This window comes from Microlunatus spumicola (genome assembly GCF_039536445.1).
Lineage (GTDB): Bacteria > Actinomycetota > Actinomycetes > Propionibacteriales > Propionibacteriaceae > Microlunatus > Microlunatus spumicola.
This window is the reverse complement of record NZ_BAAAYR010000001.1, coordinates 1,256,455-1,273,969: the sequence shown is the minus strand read 5'-3', so window position 1 is coordinate 1,273,969 and position 17,515 is coordinate 1,256,455. Positions and strand designations below refer to the sequence as shown.

The 17,515-nt window shown below is 73.0% G+C and carries 15 protein-coding genes; 8 read left to right on the top strand and 7 right to left on the bottom strand.

All coding sequences use genetic code 11. The features are described 5' to 3' along the window. Positions 1-57: 57 nt before the first annotated feature. Entirely contained in the window at positions 58-1,185 is a 1,128-nt protein-coding gene (locus ABD665_RS05735) for an NAD-dependent epimerase/dehydratase family protein (protein ID WP_204911835.1), read from the top strand. A 47-nt stretch (positions 1,186-1,232) separates the two neighbouring features. Next, entirely contained in the window at positions 1,233-1,919 is a 687-nt protein-coding gene (locus ABD665_RS05730) for a YggS family pyridoxal phosphate-dependent enzyme (protein ID WP_204914164.1), read from the top strand. A 125-nt stretch (positions 1,920-2,044) separates the two neighbouring features. Here the strand turns inward: ABD665_RS05730 and ABD665_RS05725 are convergent, their stop codons facing one another. Then, positions 2,045-3,988, bottom strand: a complete 1,944-nt coding sequence (locus ABD665_RS05725) for a prolyl oligopeptidase family serine peptidase (protein ID WP_204911836.1) — start codon at positions 3,986-3,988, stop codon at positions 2,045-2,047. Between the two features lie 228 nt (positions 3,989-4,216). Here ABD665_RS05725 and ABD665_RS05720 point away from each other — a divergent pair, with 228 nt between their 5' ends. The 4 genes from ABD665_RS05720 to ABD665_RS05705 all read left to right on the top strand — a co-directional run bounded on the left by ABD665_RS05720 (position 4,217) and on the right by ABD665_RS05705 (position 9,142). After that, a complete protein-coding gene (locus ABD665_RS05720) occupies positions 4,217-4,714 on the top strand; it encodes a DUF3145 family protein (RefSeq protein ID WP_204911837.1) in 498 nt (165 codons plus the stop codon). Between the two features lie 183 nt (positions 4,715-4,897). Next, on the top strand, positions 4,898-6,232 hold the full coding sequence (locus ABD665_RS05715) for a PQQ-dependent sugar dehydrogenase family protein (protein ID WP_204911838.1): 1,335 nt from the start codon (positions 4,898-4,900) through the stop codon (positions 6,230-6,232). 105 nt (positions 6,233-6,337) lie between these two features. Next, positions 6,338-7,708 carry a PQQ-dependent sugar dehydrogenase family protein gene (locus ABD665_RS05710; protein ID WP_204911839.1) on the top strand — a complete coding sequence of 457 codons (1,371 nt, stop codon included), beginning with the start codon at positions 6,338-6,340 and terminating at the stop codon, positions 7,706-7,708. A 42-nt stretch (positions 7,709-7,750) separates the two neighbouring features. Beyond that, on the top strand, positions 7,751-9,142 hold the full coding sequence (locus ABD665_RS05705) for a PQQ-dependent sugar dehydrogenase family protein (protein ID WP_204911840.1): 1,392 nt from the start codon (positions 7,751-7,753) through the stop codon (positions 9,140-9,142). A gap of 232 nt (positions 9,143-9,374) precedes the next feature. Here ABD665_RS05705 and ABD665_RS05700 read toward each other — a convergent pair whose 3' ends face one another. Next, complete coding sequence (locus tag ABD665_RS05700; protein WP_204911841.1) at positions 9,375-10,094, bottom strand: SDR family NAD(P)-dependent oxidoreductase; 720 nt, start codon at positions 10,092-10,094, stop codon at positions 9,375-9,377. Positions 10,095-10,196: 102 nt separating this feature from the next. On the opposite strand from ABD665_RS05700, the gene ABD665_RS05695 reads away from it, so the two are divergent. After that, complete coding sequence (locus ABD665_RS05695; RefSeq protein WP_344741401.1) at positions 10,197-11,114, top strand: helix-turn-helix transcriptional regulator; 918 nt, start codon at positions 10,197-10,199, stop codon at positions 11,112-11,114. Continuing rightward, a complete protein-coding gene (locus ABD665_RS05690) occupies positions 11,114-11,563 on the top strand; it encodes a hypothetical protein (RefSeq protein WP_204911842.1) in 450 nt (149 codons plus the stop codon). Before ABD665_RS05695 ends, ABD665_RS05690 begins: the two co-directional genes overlap by 1 nt. A 362-nt stretch (positions 11,564-11,925) precedes the next feature. Here ABD665_RS05690 and ABD665_RS05685 read toward each other — a convergent pair whose 3' ends face one another. From ABD665_RS05685 to ABD665_RS05665, 5 genes are all read right to left on the bottom strand, one after another. Next, positions 11,926-13,365, bottom strand: a complete 1,440-nt coding sequence (locus ABD665_RS05685) for a carboxyl transferase domain-containing protein (protein WP_204911843.1) — start codon at positions 13,363-13,365, stop codon at positions 11,926-11,928. Between the two features lie 34 nt (positions 13,366-13,399). Next, positions 13,400-14,665: a beta-ketoacyl-ACP synthase II gene (locus ABD665_RS05680; protein ID WP_204911844.1), complete on the bottom strand. Its 1,266-nt coding sequence runs from the start codon at positions 14,663-14,665 to the stop codon at positions 13,400-13,402. Between the two features lie 155 nt (positions 14,666-14,820). Next, positions 14,821-15,066: an acyl carrier protein gene (locus ABD665_RS05675; RefSeq protein WP_183339272.1), complete on the bottom strand. Its 246-nt coding sequence runs from the start codon at positions 15,064-15,066 to the stop codon at positions 14,821-14,823. A gap of 62 nt (positions 15,067-15,128) precedes the next feature. Beyond that, positions 15,129-16,163 carry a beta-ketoacyl-ACP synthase 3 gene (locus ABD665_RS05670; RefSeq protein WP_204911845.1) on the bottom strand — a complete coding sequence of 345 codons (1,035 nt, stop codon included), beginning with the start codon at positions 16,161-16,163 and terminating at the stop codon, positions 15,129-15,131. Further along, on the bottom strand, positions 16,160-17,380 hold the full coding sequence (locus tag ABD665_RS05665) for an acyltransferase domain-containing protein (RefSeq protein ID WP_204911846.1): 1,221 nt from the start codon (positions 17,378-17,380) through the stop codon (positions 16,160-16,162). Before ABD665_RS05665 ends, ABD665_RS05670 begins: the two co-directional genes overlap by 4 nt. Between the last annotated feature and the right edge of the window lie 135 nt (positions 17,381-17,515).

Below are 17,515 nucleotides of genomic sequence, written 5' to 3'. Positions count from 1 at the left end.
CCCCGCTTCCACCGTCCGGCGCGGAATGCCCACCGGGACCGACCGGTTGCGCCTGGGGTGACCGTACGTGACCTGAACGCTCCTGACCCGACGTCCGCCGACCCGGCCCGCCGCACGGCCCTGGTCGTGGGGGCCAGCGGCATCACCGGCTCGGCCCTGGTGGACCAGCTCCTCGACGAGGGCTGGGAGGTGCTGGCGCTGTCGCGCGGCGGTTCGTCGCGGGCCGGCGTGCGCAGCGTCCCCGCGGACCTGCGTGACCCGGAGAGCCTGGCGACGGCGCTGGCCGACGTCGCACCGACCCACGTCTTCTTCACCGCCTGGCAGCGCCAGGCGACCGAGGCCGAGAACATCGCCGTGAACGGCGCGATGGTCCGCGACCTGCTGGCCGCGCTGGCCCAAGCCCCGCTGCGGCACGTCGCCCTCGTGACCGGCCTGAAGCACTACCTCGGCCCGTTCGAGGCGTACGCCGCGGGCGTCGTCCCCGACACCCCGTTCCACGAGGACGAGCCGCGCCTGGACACGCCGAACTTCTACTACGCGCAGGAGGACGAGCTCTTCGCCGCCGCCGAGCGGCAGGGGTTCACGTGGTCGGTGCACCGCTCGCACACCGTGATCGGCTACGCGGTCGGCAACGCCATGAACATGGGGCTGACCGTCGCCGTCGCCGCGACGCTGGCCAACGAGCTCGACCTGCCGTTCCGCTTCCCCGGCAGCGAGGCGCAGTGGAACGGCCTCACCGACATGACCGACGCCGGCCTGCTGGCCGAGCAGATGGTGTGGGCCTCGACCGACCCGGCGGGCGCGGACGAGCCCTTCAACATCGTCAACGGCGACGTCTTCCGGTGGCGCTGGATGTGGCCGCGCCTGGCCGCCCACCTGGGCGTCGACCCGGCGCGCGTCGAGGGTCCGCAGGGCGACCCGCAGCCGTTCGAGGAGCAGCTCACCCCGCACGAGGGCGCGTGGCCCGCGATCGCGGAACGCCTCGGGCTGGCCGAGGCCGACATCACCCGGCTGGCGTCCTGGTGGCACACGGACGCCGACCTCGGCCGGCCGATGGAGGTCGTCACGGACATGAGCAAGAGCCGCGAGGCCGGGTTCCTCGGCTACCGCCGGACCGAGCGCGCGTTCACCGAACTCTTCGACCGCTACCGCGCGGAGCGGCTCATCCCCGAGGTGGCCCGCTGAGCCTCGCCTAGCCTGGCGTGGTGAGCGAGACGGCGGTCGGGGTCGAGGTGGACGTCGCGGCCAACCTGGCGCGGGTGCGCGCGGAGGTCGACGCCGCGTGCGTCGCCGCCGGGCGGGACCCGGGCGAGGTGCGGCTGCTGCCGGTGAGCAAGACGCACCCGCCGGCCGTGCTGGAGGCGGCGTACGCGGCCGGGGCGCGGCTGTTCGGGGAGAACAAGGTGCAGGAGGCGGCCGAGAAGGCCGACCACTTCGCCGACCACCCCGACGTGCGCTGGGCCATGATCGGCCACCTGCAGAGCAACAAGACCCGGCAGGTGGCGGCGTTCGCGGACGAGCTCCACGCGCTCGACTCGCTCAAGGTCGCCCGCGGGCTGCACCGTGCGCTGCACGAGCTGGACCGGACGCTCGACGTGTTCGTCCAGGTCAACTCCTCGGCGGAGCCGCAGAAGTCCGGGCTCGCGCCCGAGGACGTCGAGGCGCTGCTCGTCGAGCTGCCGGCCCTGCCCACGCTGAGGGTCCGCGGCCTCATGACCCTGGCCCTGAACAGCGACGACGAGGGCGCGGTGGCGGCCTGCTTCCAGCGCACGGCCGCCCTGCGCGACTCCCTGCCGCCCGAGCTGCTCGGGCGCGAGCTGTCCATGGGGATGTCGGGCGACTTCGCCCTCGCCATAGCCCACGGCGCGACCACCGTCCGCGTCGGCCAGGCCATCTTCGGCGCCCGCGAGACCCGCTGAACCTGCCTGGCCGGGTCCCTCCGACACCGCCCGCGACCACTGGTCACTTCGGGAGGCCGGAAAGTCCTCTGACACCCCCCAAGTGACCAGTGGTCACCCGAGGGGTGCGCGGCAGGAGGGTCGGGTCAGGCCAGGTTCTCGACCGCCAGCACGGGGACGTCGTCGGCCGGGGCGAACCCGAAGACCTGGGCGAGGAAGCTGACCTGGGCCTCGTACGAGGCGACGATCGTCTCGGAGCGACGGAAGCCGTGCCCCTCGCCCGCGAACATCAGCAGCGCGACCGGGAGCCCCTTGGCGCGGGCGGCGTCGGCCATCTCCTCGGCCTGGTTCGGCGGGACGACCTTGTCCTCGAGGCCCTGCAGCAGCAGGATCGGCGCGGACAGCTCGTCGACGTGGTGGATGGGGGAGCGGTCGACGTAGATCTCGCGGTCCTGCGGGTAGGGCCCGACGAGGCCGTCGAGGTAGCGCGACTCGAACTTGTGGGTGTCGCGCGCCAGGATCTCGAGGTCGCCGACGCCGTACGAGCTGACGCCGGCGGTGAAGACGTCGGTCGCGGTCAGCGCGCGCAGGGTCGTGTAGCCGCCCGCGCTGCCGCCCTTGACGACGAGCCGCCGCCGGTCCGCGAGGCCCTGCTCGACCATGGCCAGCGCGCCGTTGGCGCAGTCGTCCACGTCGACGATGCCCCAGCGGCCCTTGAGACGCTCGCGGTAGGGGCGGCCGTAGCCCGTGCTGCCGCCGTAGTTGACGTCCAGCACGGCGTAGCCGCGGCTCGTCCAGAACTGCGTGGACAGCGAGAAGACCGCACGGGACTGCGAGGTCGGTCCACCGTGGGACAGCGTGATCAGCGGGGGGGCGTCGCCCTCGGGCGCCGCGAAGTCCGGGTTCACCGGCGGGTGGTACCAGCCGTGCACCACGCCGCCCTCACCCGGCCAGGTGACGTCGCGGGCGACCGAGACGAGCGCCGGGTCCGGGGCCTGCCGGGTGCTGGTCCGCACCGTGGTCCAGGTGCCGTCGGTGCCGAGGGTGGCCAGCTCGGCCGGACGGTCGGGGTGGGTGAGCACGGCCGCCGAGCCCGCCGCGCCGGCCGCCAGACCGTCCGCGCCGGTCCCGGGCTCGGCGACCGGGGTTAGCTCCCCGCTCTCGACGTCGAGCAGGACCAGGCTCGGGAACCCGTCGGTGACGACCAGGCACAGGAGGCTGCCGTCGGGACGGACGGCGTACGGGTTCATGCCGAGGACCCACTGCGGTTCCGCGAACTCGGCCTCGGCCTCGTGCAGCGCGCGGACGGAGTCGCCGTCGAAGAGGTGGAGGTTCCACCAGCCGGTGCGGTCCGAGGCGAAGACGAGGTCGGACCCGCGCCAGCGCGGCTGCACGGCCGACTCCTCCGGACCGCCCGCGACGGCCTCCACCGACCCGAGCCCGTCGGCCTCGAGCGGGGCGACGTGCAGGGCCGTCGAGTCCCAGGGCATGTTCGGGTGGAACCACTCGGTCCAGGCCAGCCGGCCGTCGTCGGACAGCTGCGGGGTGGAGTAGAAGTCCGCGCCCGCGGCGAGGACGGTGACGGCGTCGAGGTCGTCGGCGGCGGAGCCGTCGAGGGGGACCGACACCAGGGTGGTGACGGCCTCGCCGTGCTCGGCGACGGCGGCGTCGCGGTGGTCCTCGCGGACGGCGACCACGAGCCGGCGGCCGGCGTCGACGAAGGGGTCGCCGTACCAGGCATCGCCCTCGCCCGTCAGCACGGTGACCGTGCCGTCGCGGTCCAGTCGGCGTAGCCGGCCGTCGCCCAGGTCGGAGTAGACGACCACCCCGTCGCGGACGCCGTACTCCCCGCCGCCGTACTCGTTGACCCGCGTGCGGACGTTCGCGGAGCCCGGGGTCAGCTCTCGGGGCTCGCCGCCGGCGAAGGGCCGCGTCCACAGGCTGACCCGCCCAGCCTGGTCGGGCCGGGACTCGAGCCAGTAGAGGTCGTCGCCGTCCACCTGGACGGCGTCGAGACCGGTCGAGCCGGCGGTGAGGTCCTCGACGCCGATGGGGGAGCGCCAGGAGCCGTACGGAGCGGTGGTGACCATGCGGCCCACCCTACGAACGTCCCGGTTCGACGTCAGGGTGGCCACTTGTGCACCGACTTCGGTGCACAACCGTCAACCCTGAACCGACCCCCGAACGCCTGGTGCGGCTGAGACTTCTGGGGCAGAATGTGAGGCGCAAGAACAGCAGAACCGCCACGCGGGACCCGGTGCGAAGGATGTCGGGGAAGGCAGCCCTGAGCTGCCGAGGTCCCACCCGTGGAGGTTCGGATGAGCACGACCCGTGGCGTCCTGTACGTCCACTCGTCGCCGTCGGCGCTGTGCCCGCACGTGGAGTGGGCGGTCGGCGGTGAGTTCGGCATGCCCGTACGGCTGGACTGGATCCCCCAGCCGGCCGAGCGTGCCGCGTACCGCGCCGAGTACTCCTGGCTCGGGCCCGTCGGCACCGCCGCGCGCCTGGCCAGCGCCCTGCGCGGGTGGCAGCGCCTGCGTTTCGAGGTGACCGAGGAGGCCCGCTCGGCGTCCGAGGGCGAGCGCTACTCCTACACGCCCAGCCTCGGCGTCTTCCACGCCGTCACCGGCCTGCACGGCGACATCATGATCCCCGAGGACCGCGTCCGCGCGGCGATGCTGACGGCCGCGACCGGCGGCCGGGACCTGGCCGACTCGCTCGACGAGCTGCTCGGCCGGCCCTGGGACGCCGAGCTCGAACCGTTCCGGCACGCGGGCGAGGGCGCTCCCGTCCGCTGGCTGCACGAGGTCGTCTGAGCCTCGTCTCGACGGCGACGGCGGCCCGGCAGGCGCTCGTCTGAACTCGCGAAGAATCTTCGCGGACAATCTTTCGCGGGTCGGACTCATGCCTACGATGCGGTCGTCGGCCCTACGGCAGCAGGCCGCGGGCCCCATCCGAGGAGCTCCCCCGTGCTCTTGACCCCCCTCCGACGACCAGCAGTGACGCTGGCGTCCGCCGCTCTGCTGTGCACGATCGCCCTGCCCGGCCTCAGCACGACCGCCGTGGCCGCCCCGACCCGGCCCGCCCTGCCGCTGCCCGCCGTGGCCCCGCTGCAGACGGTCCGGATCGAGGTGCCCTCGGCGCTCGACGCGGCACCGTTCAACAAGGCGCGCTCGGTGACCGTGCCCGAGGGCTGGTCCGTCAAGGTCGTGGCCCGGCCGAAGAAGCCGCGCCTCGAGGTCCCGACCCCCGACGGCCGGCTGCTCGTCTCCCGGCCCGAGTACGGCCTCATCACGCGGCTCACCCCCAACAAGCGCGGCTACCCGACGTCGTCGACCCTGGTCAGGGGGCTGCGCAAGCCGCACGGCATGGTGTTCGACGGGAACACGCTCTACGTCGCCGAGAGCAACCGGATCGACCGGTACACCTACAAGGACGGCAAGGTCGGCAAGCGCACGACCGTGCTCTCCGGGCTCCCCGACAGCAAGAGCAAGGACCTCAAGGGCGCGTACGCCCACGCGCTCAAGAGCCTGGCGCTCGGCCCGGACCACGAGCTGTACATCTCCGTGGGCTCGACCGAGAACGCGTCGGCCTACGACCGGGACAAGAAGCCGCAGCGCGCGTCGGTCCTCAAGGTCGAGAAGGGGAAGTCGGGCTACACCGTGTTCGCGCGCGGCGTGCGCAACGGCACCGGGCTCGCGGTCGCCCCGGACGGAGAGCTGTGGACCGCGGTGAACAACCGCGACAACACCACCTACCCGTACCACCAGGACTACGACGGCAACGGGAGCGACGACTACAACAAGAAGATCACCGCCTACGTCAACGACCACCCGATCGAGCCGCTCGCCCGGCTCACGCAGGGTCGCGATCTCGGCTGGCCCTACTGCAACCCGAACCCGGACGTCGACCCGGGCGTCAAGGGCACGGCCTTCGACTACTCCGACCGGCCCTTCGTGCGGGACGCCCAGCTCAACGGCAACGGTTCCCAGCTCGACTGCGGTGCGCTCCCGGCCCTCGAGCAGGGGCTGCCGGCGCACTCCGCGCCGCTCGGCCTCGCCTTCACCCGTACCGAGCTCCCCGGGATCGGCAGCGGCGCGCTCGTGGGCGTCCACGGTTCCTGGAACCGGAACCCCCCGCGCGAGCCGGAGGTCGCGTTCTTCAGCTACTCCCGCGGCGAGATGGGCGGGCAGCGCACGATCATGAGCGGCTTCCAGAACAGCAAGGGTGACCGTTGGGGCCGGCCCGTCGCCGCCGTCCAGGGTGCCGATGGCAACGTCTACGTCACGGACGACTACGCGAACGCGGTCTACCGGCTGACCCCGCCGGCGTAGTCGAACCAGGACCGGGCCTCGGGGGGGGAGGGGGGGGGCCGCGTCCGTCACGCAGCGCACGCACCGGGGGGCGTTCCTCCGGGACCCCGACCCGAAGGAACGCCCGTGCCCCCGACCTCCCGCCCCCGTGCCCTGCTCGTGCCCGCCGCCGCGCTGCTGGCCCTGTGCGCGCTGCCCGGCGCAGCCTCGACCGCCTCCGCCGCGCCCGGTGCGCCGGCTCTGGCTCCCGCCCCGACCACGAGCCGGGTCGCGCTCGGCGCCGTCCCGGTCACAGTGCCGAGCGACCTGGCCTGGGCGCCCTTCGACCGGCCGCGGTCCGTGGACGTGCCGGCCGGCTGGACCGCCAGCGTGTGGGCGCGTCCGACCAAGCCCCGGCTCGAGGCCTGGACCCCCGACGGCCGGCTGCTGGTGTCCCGTCCGGCCGACGGCGTGGTCACGCGGCTCACGCCCGGACCGGGTGACCGTGCGACCTCGACCCCGCTCCTCACCGGGCTGCGCAAGCCGCACGGCCTGGCCTTCGACGGGAGCTCGCTCTACGTCGCGCAGAGCAACCAGATCGAGCGCTACGCCTACGCGGACGGTTCCGTCGGTGGGCCCACGACGGTGCTCACCGGCCTGCCCGACACCGAGAGCCCGGACCTCAAGGGCGCGTACGCCCACGCGCTGAAGAGCGTCGCCGTCGGGCCCGACCACACCCTCTACGTCTCGGTCGGCTCGACGGAGAACGCCTCGGCGAGCGACCGCACCCTGGACCCGGAGCGGGCGTCGGTGCTGCAGGTCGACCCGGCGGACGGGGACTACACGACCTACGCCCACGGCGTCCGCAACGGCACCGGTCTCGCCGTCGCCCCCGACGGCGCCGTCTGGACCGCCGTGAACAACCGCGACAACCTCCCGTACGCCTACCACCGCGACTACGACGGCGACGGTTCCGACGACTACGGCAAGGTGCTGCCCGCGTACGTCAACGACCATCCCGTCGAGCCGCTCGCCCGGATCACCCCCGGGCGCGACCTCGGCTGGCCCTACTGCAACCCCGACCCCGACGAGGTGCGGGGCGTGAAGGGAGCGGCGCTGCGCTACACGGACCGGGCCTTCGTCCGGGACGTCCAGCTCAACGCCGGGTCGAAAAAGCTGGACTGCACGACGCTCCCGCCGGTCGAGCAGTCGCTGCCCGCGCACTCCGCGCCGCTCGGGCTCGCCTTCACCCGTACGCCGCTCCCGGGCCTCGGCGACGGTGCGCTCGTCGGCGTCCACGGTTCCTGGAACCGGACGCCGCCCCGTGCCCCGGAGGTCGCCTTCTTCGCCTACGCGGACGGGGACCTCGGCGGTCAGCAGACGATCATGTCCGGGTTCCAGGACGCGGCCGGCGACCGCTGGGGCCGGCCGGTGGCCGCGGTGCAGGGCCCGGACGGCGCTCTCTACGTCAGCGACGACCTCGCTAACGCGGTGTACCGGCTGGCACCGCCCGCCTGACGGCCCCGCCGCGGCTTGCCCCGGGTGGGCACGCTGGGAGGCATGAGCACCCGGAGGCCGTCGCGACACCTCAGCGCCCTCGCCGCCGCGGGGCTGCTGCTGGCGGTCTCCGCCGGCTGCAGCAGCAGCCCCGCCGCGACGCCCTCGAGCGCGCCGTCGAGCGCCCCGACCGCCGCGGCGTCCGCCTCGTCCCCGCTCCAGACCGTCGACCTCGCCGTCCCCGCCGGGCTGGACGCCTCGCCGCTCGACGAGCCGCGCACGGTCCAGGCCCCCACGGGCTGGTCGGTCAGCGTCTTCGCGCGGACGGACGGGGCGCGGCTGCTGGCCTGGGCGCCGGACGGGTCGCTGCTGATCTCCCGCCCGAAGGCGGGCGAGGTCGACGTCGTCACGCCGGCACCGGCCGCCGGGACCGGCGCGCCCACGACCGCGACCCTGCTGAGCGGGCTGAACCAGCCGCACGGGCTCGCCTTCCACGACGGCAGGCTCTACGTCGCGCAGAGCGACCGCGTCGACGCGTACGCGTACGCCGACGGCCGGGCGACCGACCCGCAGCCCGTCGTGACCGGGCTGCCGGACGCGAAGAGCGACGACCTGCGCGGGGCGTACGCGCACGCGCTCAAGAGCGTCGCCGTCGCCGAGGACGGCGCGGTCTACGTCTCCGTCGGCTCGACCGGCAACATCTCCGAGGAGGACCGCGACGCCGACCCGCAGCGCGCGACGATCCTCCGCGTCCCGCCGGGCGGCGGCACGGCGGAGGTCTTCGCCCGCGGCGTGCGGAACGGCACCGGCCTGGCGATCGCGCCCGACGGCGCGGTCTGGACCGCGGTGAACAACCGCGACAACATCGAGTACCCGTACGACCGGGACTACGACGGCGACGGGCGTTCCGACCAGGGCGAGGTGCTGCCCGCGTACGTGGGCGACCACCCGCTGGAGCCCTTCGCCAAGCTCACGCGGGGGCGCGACCTCGGCTGGCCCTACTGCAACCCGGACCCCGACGTGGACCCCGGCGTGCCGGGGACGGCGCTCGACTACTCCGACCGCCCCTTCGTGCGCGACGTGGAGACCAACGCGGACGGCTCCAAGCTCGACTGCTCCACGCTCCCGCCGGTCGAGCAGGGGATGGGGGCGCACTCGGCGCCGCTCGGCCTCAGCTTCACCTCGGGCGCCGGGCTGCCCGCCCCGTACGGCGCGGGCGCCCTCGTCGGCATCCACGGTTCCTGGAACCGCACCCCGCCCCGCGCGCCCGAGGTCTCCTTCTTCTCCTACGAGGACGGTCGCCTCGGCGACCAGCAGACCCTGCTGACCGGGTTCCAGAGCCCGGACGGCGACCGCTGGGGTCGTCCCGTCTCCGCCGTCCAGGGCCCCGACGGCGCCGTCTACGTCAGCGACGACTCCGCCGGGGCGGTCTACCGGATGCAGCCGCCCGCCTGACCGACACCCTCCGGGCCGCTCAGCACCCCTGAGCCCGACAAAGCCCCTGAGCCCGACAAGGCCCTTGAGCCCGAACGCCCCCTGAGCTTGTCGAAGGGCCCCGGAGGGGTTGGCAGTCCCTGAGCTCAGAAGAAGCCGACCTCTTCGAGGCCCTTCGACAAGCTCAGGGGGCGTATCAGAAGAAGCGACCCCTTTCGAGGCCCTTCGACGAGCTCAGGGGCGTATCAGCGGTTCACCAGCCGACGACGCCGTGGCGGTCGGTGAAGGTCCCGGTCGGGCCGTCGGAGCCGATGGTCGCCATGGCCACGACCGCGTCGGTGCCCTCGGTCACCGTCTGCGGCCCGGAGTTCCCGTTGAACTCGGTCGCGGTGTACCCCGGGTCGACGACGTTGATCCGGATCTCGGGCAGGAACTGCGCGTAGACGGTGGTCAGCATGTCGAGCGCCGCCTTGCTCGCGGAGTAGGCGAGCGTCGGGAGCGAGTGCTCGATGCGCGACTCGTCGGCGCGGACGGCGAATGACCCGAGCCCGCTCGAGACGTTCACGACGACCGGGGCGGAGGAGCGGCGCAGCTGCGGCAGGAACGCGTGGATCGTCCGGACGGCGGCCACCGTATTGGTGTCGAGGACGGAGGTCATGATCGCGGCGTCCATCTCCTCGACCCCGACGAAGGGGCCGGAGATGCCGGCGTTGTTGACGAGGACGTCGACGCCGCCGAAGCGCTGCTCGAGCTCCCGGGCGGCGGCCGCGACCGAGTCGTCCGAGGTCACGTCGAGCTGCACCCACTCGACGCCGAGCTCCTCGGCGGCCTGCTGCCCGCGCCCCGCGTCGCGGGCGCCGATGACGACGCGGTGGCCGTGCTCCTTCAGGCGGCGTGCGGTCTCGAAGCCCAGGCCCTTGTTGCCGCCGGTGATCAGGGTGGTGGTGGTGTTCTCGTGGGTGTTGGTGGTCATGGGCACCAGCGTGCGTGCCGTTCGAGGGGTGCGGGTAGGAGCGTTCGACCCTGGGACTCGCGGTACCACCCAGGCCGGGCCCCGCCCGCGCACACTGGTGAGGTGATCGAGACGACCGGCCGCGGCGACCTCGCCGGCCTCCTCCGCGCCTGGCGCGACCGGCTCCAGCCCGAGGCGGTCGGCTTCCCGGTGGGGCAGCGGCGTACGCGCGGGCTGCGGCGCGAGGAGGTCGCGCTGCTGGCGGGCCTGTCGGTCGACTACCTGGTCCGCCTCGAGCAGGGGCGTGCCGCCCGGCCGTCGGCGCAGGTCGTCGCCTCGCTGGCCCGCGTGCTCCAGCTGTCCGACCCCGAGCGCGACGAGCTGTACGCGGCGGCCGGGCTGGCCGCGCCGACGTCCGGCCTGGTGCCCACCCACATCCCGGGCAGCGTGCAGCGGCTGCTGGCCCGGCTCCCCGACGTCGCGATCGGCGTCTACAGCGCGACCTGGACCCTGCTGACCGCGAACGAGGCCTGGTCCGCGCTGCTCGGCGTGATCGCGCCGGGCCGCAACCTCGTCGTCCAGCAGTTCACGCGCTCCGGCGTCACCGTCCTGCGGGGGCACGACGACGAGATGCGGTTCCAGTGCGCCCTCGTGTCCGACCTCCGGCGCGCGCTCATCCGCTACCCCCAGGACCCGGCCGTCGCGGCGCTGGTGGAGCAGCTGCGGAGCGTGAGCGAGACGTTCCGGGAGCTGTGGGCCGACGCGACGATCGTGGAGCACCGGTCCGAGCCGAAGACGTTCGTGCACCCGGTCGTCGGCCACATCACGCTCGACTGCGACGTCTTCACCGCCGCCGGGACGGACCTGCGGATCGTCGCGTACACCGCCGTGCCGGGCAGCGAGGACGCCTCCCGCTTCGACCTGCTGCGCACGCTCGGGGCGACGTCCGACCCGTCGTGGGCGGGTGCCGAGCCGCCCGCGTGCGTCCCGGTGCAGGATGGCGCGCGGACGAGAGGCGTCCACTCCGAGAGCGAGGGCTGATGGCCGACGAGCAGGGGTCCGGCGAGGGGTTCAGCGACGCCGAGCGTGCCGCGATGCAGCAGCGCAAGGCCGAGCTGCGCGAGCAGGCGAAGGGCGGCAAGGGTTCGGCGAAGAAGGAGCGCGAGGCGCAGGCCTGCCTCGACGCCATCGCCGCGCTCGAGGGCACCGACCGGACCATCGCGGAACGGCTGCACGCCATCGTGACCGAGGAGGCGCCGCAGCTCGAGCACAAGACCTGGTACGGCTTCCCGTCCTACGCCCGCGACGGCAAGGTCGTGGTTTTCTACCAGCCGGCCTCGAAGTTCGGCACCCGCTACGGCACGGTCGGCTTCAGCGAGGACGCGAACCTCGACGACGGGGTCTTCTGGCCCGCCGCCTACGCGGTCCTCGCCGTGGACGACGAGGTCGAGCGCCGCCTCCGCGAGCTGGTCCGCCGCGCTGCCGGCTGACCCCACCACGCTGGACGCCCCTGAGCCCGAGAACGCCCCCTGAGCCCGCGAACGCCCCCTGAGCCCGAGAACGCTCCCTGAGGCTGTCGAAGGGCCACGCAGTGGTCGGCGTTCTCGGTGCCAACCTCTTCGAGGCCCCCTTCGACAGGCTCAGGGCACCGCTTCGACAAGCTCAGGGAGCGTTCTTATCGCGCCCCGGCAACCCGGCCAGCCCCACCCCGTGCTGACCACTGGTCACTTGGGGCGTGACCAACACACCTGAGTGCGCCCGACGTGACCAGTGGTCACTCCACGCCGACCCCGAAGTGACCAGTGGTAACCCCACGCCGACCCGGACCCCCGACGGCCGGGCGCGAGGAGGACTAGAGCGGGATGTTGGTGTGGTCTCCTCGCGCGCCGACGTCGGCGTCGCGGATGGCGGTGGCCAGCGCCGAACGGCTCGTCTGCGGCGTGACGATCTCGTCGACCACGCCGATCTCGACGGCCTTCTCGACGCCGCCGGCGATGCGCTCGTGCTCGGCGGCCAGCTCGGCCTCGAGCTGCGGGCGGACGTCGTCGGCCACGGCGGCGAGCTTGCGGCGGTGCAGGATGCGGACGGCGGCGACCGGGCCCATGACGGCGACCTCGGCCCCCGGCCAGGCGAACACCTTCGTGGCGCCGAGCGAGCGGGCGTTCATGGCGATGTACGCGCCGCCGTACGCCTTGCGGGTGACGAGCGTGACGCGGGGGACCGTGGCCTCGGCGAACGCGTGCAGCAGCTTGGCGCCGCGGCGCACGACGCCGTCCCACTCCTGGCCGACGCCCGGCAGGTAGCCGGGGACGTCGACGAGGACGACCAGCGGGACGCCGAAGGTGTCGCACATCCGCACGAACCGGGCCGCCTTCTCCGCGCTGAGCGAGTCGAGGCAGCCGCCAAGGCGGAGCGGGTTGTTGGCGATGACGCCGACCGTGCGGCCGCCGAGACGGCCGAGGGCGATGGTGACGTTCGGGGCCCAGCGGGCGTGCAGCTCGACCGTCGAACCCTCGTCCAGCACGCCGTTGATCAGCGGGTGCACGTCGTAGGCGCGCTTCGGCGACTCGGGCAGCAGCGCGGCGAGGTCGGTGTCGGCCACCTCGGGCGTCATCGAGCCCTGGTCGGCGAGCAGCGTCGTCAGCGCGCGGCCCCGGTTCAGCGCGTCGGCCTCGTCGTCGGCGACCACGTGCACGACCCCGGAACGACGCCCGTGCGTGTCGGGCCCGCCGAGGCGGAGCATGTCGACGTCCTCGCCGGTCACCGAGCGCACGACGTCCGGCCCGGTCACGAAGATCCGGCCCTCGGGGGCGAGGATCACCAGGTCGGTGAGCGCCGGCCCGTACGCGGCACCGCCGGCCGCGAAGCCGAGCACGATCGAGATCTGCGGGATCTTGCCCGACGCCTGCGTCATCGCGTGGAAGATCCGCCCGACGGCGTGCAGCGAGAGCACGCCCTCCGCCAGCCGGGCGCCGCCGGAGTGCCAGATGCCGAGCACCGGGACGCGGTCGCGCATCGCCCGCTCGTACGCCTGCACGACCACGTCGCAGCCCTGCACGCCCATCGCGCCGCCCATGACGGTGGCGTCGGAGCAGAAGGCGACGACGCGCGAGCCGTTGATCGTGCCGACGGCGGCGAGCATGCCCGAGTCGTCGTCGGGCGTGATCAGCTCGACCGAACCCTCGTCGAGCAGCGCGGCGAGGCGGTGGTTCGGGTTGCGCGGGTCGAGCTCGCGGGGGAGCTTCTCCTTCTTCGCGGGTGCGGCGGCAGCGGGTGCGACGGTGGCGGTCATGCGGGCCCTCCTGAGGGTGCGGCGGTGAGAGGGACTAGCTCGCGGGGTGGGTCGCGAAGGCGTTGCTGAGGACGACCGCCACGTTGTGACCGCCGAAGCCGAACGAGTTGTTGATCGCGGCCAGGTCGCCCGCGGGCAGGTCGCGGACCTTGGTGGCGACGTCGACGTCGAGCGTGGGCTCGGGGTTGTCGAGGTTGATCGTCGGCGGGACCTGGCGGTGGTAGAGCGCCAGCAGCGTCGCCATGGTCTCCAGCGCACCGGCCCCTCCGAGCAGGTGCCCGGTCATGGACTTGGTGCCGGTGACGATCGCCTCGGTCCCCGTGCCCAGGGCCTGGTGGATCGAGCTGATCTCGGTCATGTCGCCGGTCGGCGTGGAGGTCGCGTGGGCGTTGACGTGCACGATGTCGGCCGCGGACAGCTCGGCCTCGCGCAGCGCGTACGTGATCGCCCGGGCCTGGGTGTCGCCGGCCGGGTTCGGCTGGACCATGTCGTGCGCGTCCGCGGTGATGCCGGCGCCGGCGAGCTCGCCGTAGATCCGGGCGCCGCGGGCCTGCGCGTGCTCGAGGGTCTCGATGACGAGCATCGCGGCCCCCTCGCCGAGGACGAAGCCGTCGCGGTCGACGTCCCAGGGGCGCGACGCGCGCTCGGGCTCGTCGTTGCGGCGGCTCATGGCCTGCATCTGCGAGAAGGACGCCATCGGCATCGGGTGGATGCACGCCTCGGTGCCGCCCACCATGACGACGTCGGCGCGACCCAGCCGGATCAGGTCCAGCCCGAGCGCGATGGACTCGTTGCTCGAGGCGCAGGCCGACACCGCCGTGCTGACGGGAGCCTGCGCGCCGAGCCGCAGCCCGATGTTGGCCGCGGTGGCGTTGGCCATGAGCATGGGGATGGCCAGCGGGCTGACCCGGCGGGCGCCCTTCTCCTTCTGGATGTCCCACTGCCCGAGCAGCGTGTGCAGCCCCCCGATCCCGGTACCGATCGCGACGGCGAGCCGTTCGCGGTCGACGGGGTTGTCGTCCTTGAGCCCGTAGCCGGCGTCGGCCCAGGCCTCCATCGCCGCGACCACGCCGAGCTGGGCCGAGCGGTCGAGACGGCGGGCCTCGACCCGCTCCAGCACCTGCGACGGGTCGACAGCGACCGGCGCGGCGATCTTGGTCGGGATGTCCTCGGGGAAGTCGGACGCGAGGTGCCGGACGCCGGAACGTCCCTCGAGCAGCGCGGCCCACGTCTCGGGAGCCGTCCCACCGAGCGGGGTGGTGGCGCCGATGCCGGTGACGACGACACGGGTGCGGGACATCAATGAACTCCTGGGTCAGACGAGTCGTACGGAGTGGTGCGGGCGCGAGACCCGGGACCGCGTCGGCGATCCCGGGTCACGCTCACGTTTCGCGAGCGCTAGCGAGTGGAACGTAGGCGGGGGGCGAGGGGGGTCGCCCCCCACACCGATTCAGCTCAGCTGGCTGCGCGCTCGATGTAGGCGACGGCGTCGCCCACGGTCTTCAGGTTCTTGGACTCCTCGTCGGGGATCGACACGCCGAACTTCTCCTCGCAGGCGTAGATGATCTCGACCATCGAGAGCGAGTCCACGTCGAGGTCGTCGGTGAACGACTTGTCGAGCTGGACGTCGTCGACCGGCACGCCAGCGACCTCGTTGACGATCTCGGCCAGGTCCGAACGGACCTCTTCGGTGGTGGGCATCGCGGTGGGAACTCCTTCGTGTGGGTTGTGCTGATCTTGCGGGCAGAGGGAGATGATCACGCTCAGGGGAGCGTGATCACCTGACCGGCGAAGACGAGGCCGGCGCCGAAACCGATGATCAACGCGGTCTGGCCGGACTTGGCCTCGCCACTCTCGAGCAGCGTCTCGATCGCCAGGGGGATCGAGGCGGCCGACGTGTTGCCGTGGTTGACGATGTCGCGGGCGATCACGACGTCGCTCGGCAGCTTGAGCGCCTTGAACATCGCGTCGGTGATGCGGTTGTTCGCCTGGTGGGGGACGAAGACGTCGAGCTCGTCGGGCTGCACGCCGGCGGCGTCGAGCGCCTCGGCCGCGGTCTTGGCCATCGCGTACGAGGCCCACTTGAAGACCGGGTTGCCGGTCATCGCGATCGTCGGCCAGGTGGCCGCCTCGGCGGTCCCGTCCTCGGGGCGTACGCGGTCCTGGCGCGGGATCGCCTTGTCCCAGGGCTGGGTCTGGGTGATCAGGTCGGACTGCTCGCCGTCGGAACCCCAGACGACCGGGCCGATGGAGGGCTCGTCGCTCGGGCCCATGATCGCCGCGCCGGCGCCGTCGGCGAAGATGAACGCCGTCGACCGGTCATGGATGTCGGTCAGGTCGGTGAGCCGCTCGACGCCGATGATCGCGACGTACTTCGAGGCCCCGGAGCGGATCAGCGCGTCGGCCATCGCGACCATGTAGCAGAAGCCGGCGCAGGCCGCGTTGATGTCGAAGGCGGCCGCGTTCTTGGCCCCGAGCTCGGACGCGATGGTGGTCGCGATCGCCGGCGTCTGCAGCAGGTGGGTGACCGTCGCGACGATCACCGTGTCGACCTGGCCGGGCTCGAGGCCCGCGCGCTCGATGGCCGTCCGGGCGGCCGCGACCGACATCATCTGGACCGTCTCGTCCGGCGAGGCCCAGCGGCGTTCCGTGATGCCGGAGCGCGTACGGATCCACTCGTCGGAGCTGTCGATGTAGGTGACGATCTCCGCGTTGTCGACCACGCGCCGCGGGCGGTAGCCGCCGATGCCCATGATCTTCGAGAACGCCGCGCCCTGGCTCGCCTTCACCCCGCTCATCGGGACACCTCCGTCGCCTCGTCGGACTCCACCGTCGGGTGCAGCCGCAGCAGCGGCTGACCGGGCGACACGGGGTCGCCGTCCTCGACGAGCCACTCCACGACGATGCCGCCGTACGGGGCGCTGATCGCGACCTCGTCGCGGCGGTTCTTCACCAGGCCGATGGTGCTGGCCACCGGCAGGAGCATGCCGGCCTCGATGTCCTCGGTCCGGGTGAACTGGCCCTTGCCCGGGGAGACGACGAGGCGCCACGTCGGGTTCGCGGTGATCGGGGTCGAGGACGCCGGCTGTCCGCCGTGACGCGCGATGAAGTCGAGCGCGTCCTGGGTCTGGTCGGGCGTGTTCAGCGCGAACAGCTCGACGCCCTTGAGGTTGCGCTTGGCGATCCCGGTCAGCGTGCCGGCCGGCGGGAGCTCGAGCAGGCCCGTGACCCCGAGGTCGGCCATGGCCGCCATGCAGAGGTCCCAGCGCACCGGGGAAGCCACCTGGCCGACCAGGCGACGCAGGACGTCGCGGCCGTCGTGGACGACCTGTCCGTCGAGGTTCGACAAGAGGCGGGTCCGCGGGTCGTGCGTCGAGATCGCCCGCGAGAGGCGGCTCAGCCGGTCGACGGCGGACGCCATGTGGACGGTGTGGAAGGCCCCGGCGACGCTGAGCGGGATCAGCCGGGCCCGCGTCGGCGGGTGCTCGGCGAGGGCAGCGAGCTGCTCGACCGTGCCCGCGGCGACGACCTGGCCGGTGCCGTTGTTGTTCGCGGCGGTGAGCCCCTGCGCCTCGAGGGCGGCGGCGACCTCGTCCGGCTGGCCGCCGACGACCGCGGTCATCGACGTCGGCCGGACCGCGCTGGCGGCGGCCATCGCGCGGCCGCGCTCGGCGACGAGGACCATCGCCGACTCCGCGGAGAAGACGCCGACGCCTGCGGCAGCGGTGATCTCACCCACCGAGTGCCCGGCGGCGACCCCGATGAGGGGGTACGCGTCGGCCGGGTGCGGGAACAGCTCCAGCGCCGCGAGCAGACCCGCCGCGACGAGCAGGGGCTGCGCGACCGCCGTGTCCCGGATGGTCTCGGCGTCGGCGTGCACCCCGTAGTGCTCGAGGTCCAGACCGCTCACCGCGCTCAGCCAGTTCAGGCGGTCGGAGAAGGAGGACTCTTTGACCCAGGGGCCGAGGAACCCCGGAGCTTGGGCGCCCTGACCGGGCGCGACGATCGCCAACACCCCTTTACTCTTTCGTGACCTTGGCCCAGAAGTCGCGCAGGGACACCACGAATCTTCGGACATCCGATTGTTCGGTTCTGACAAGAGTGTGGCGTTCATCTCGGTTTCGTACGCCGTGTCGTACGACGCCCGATC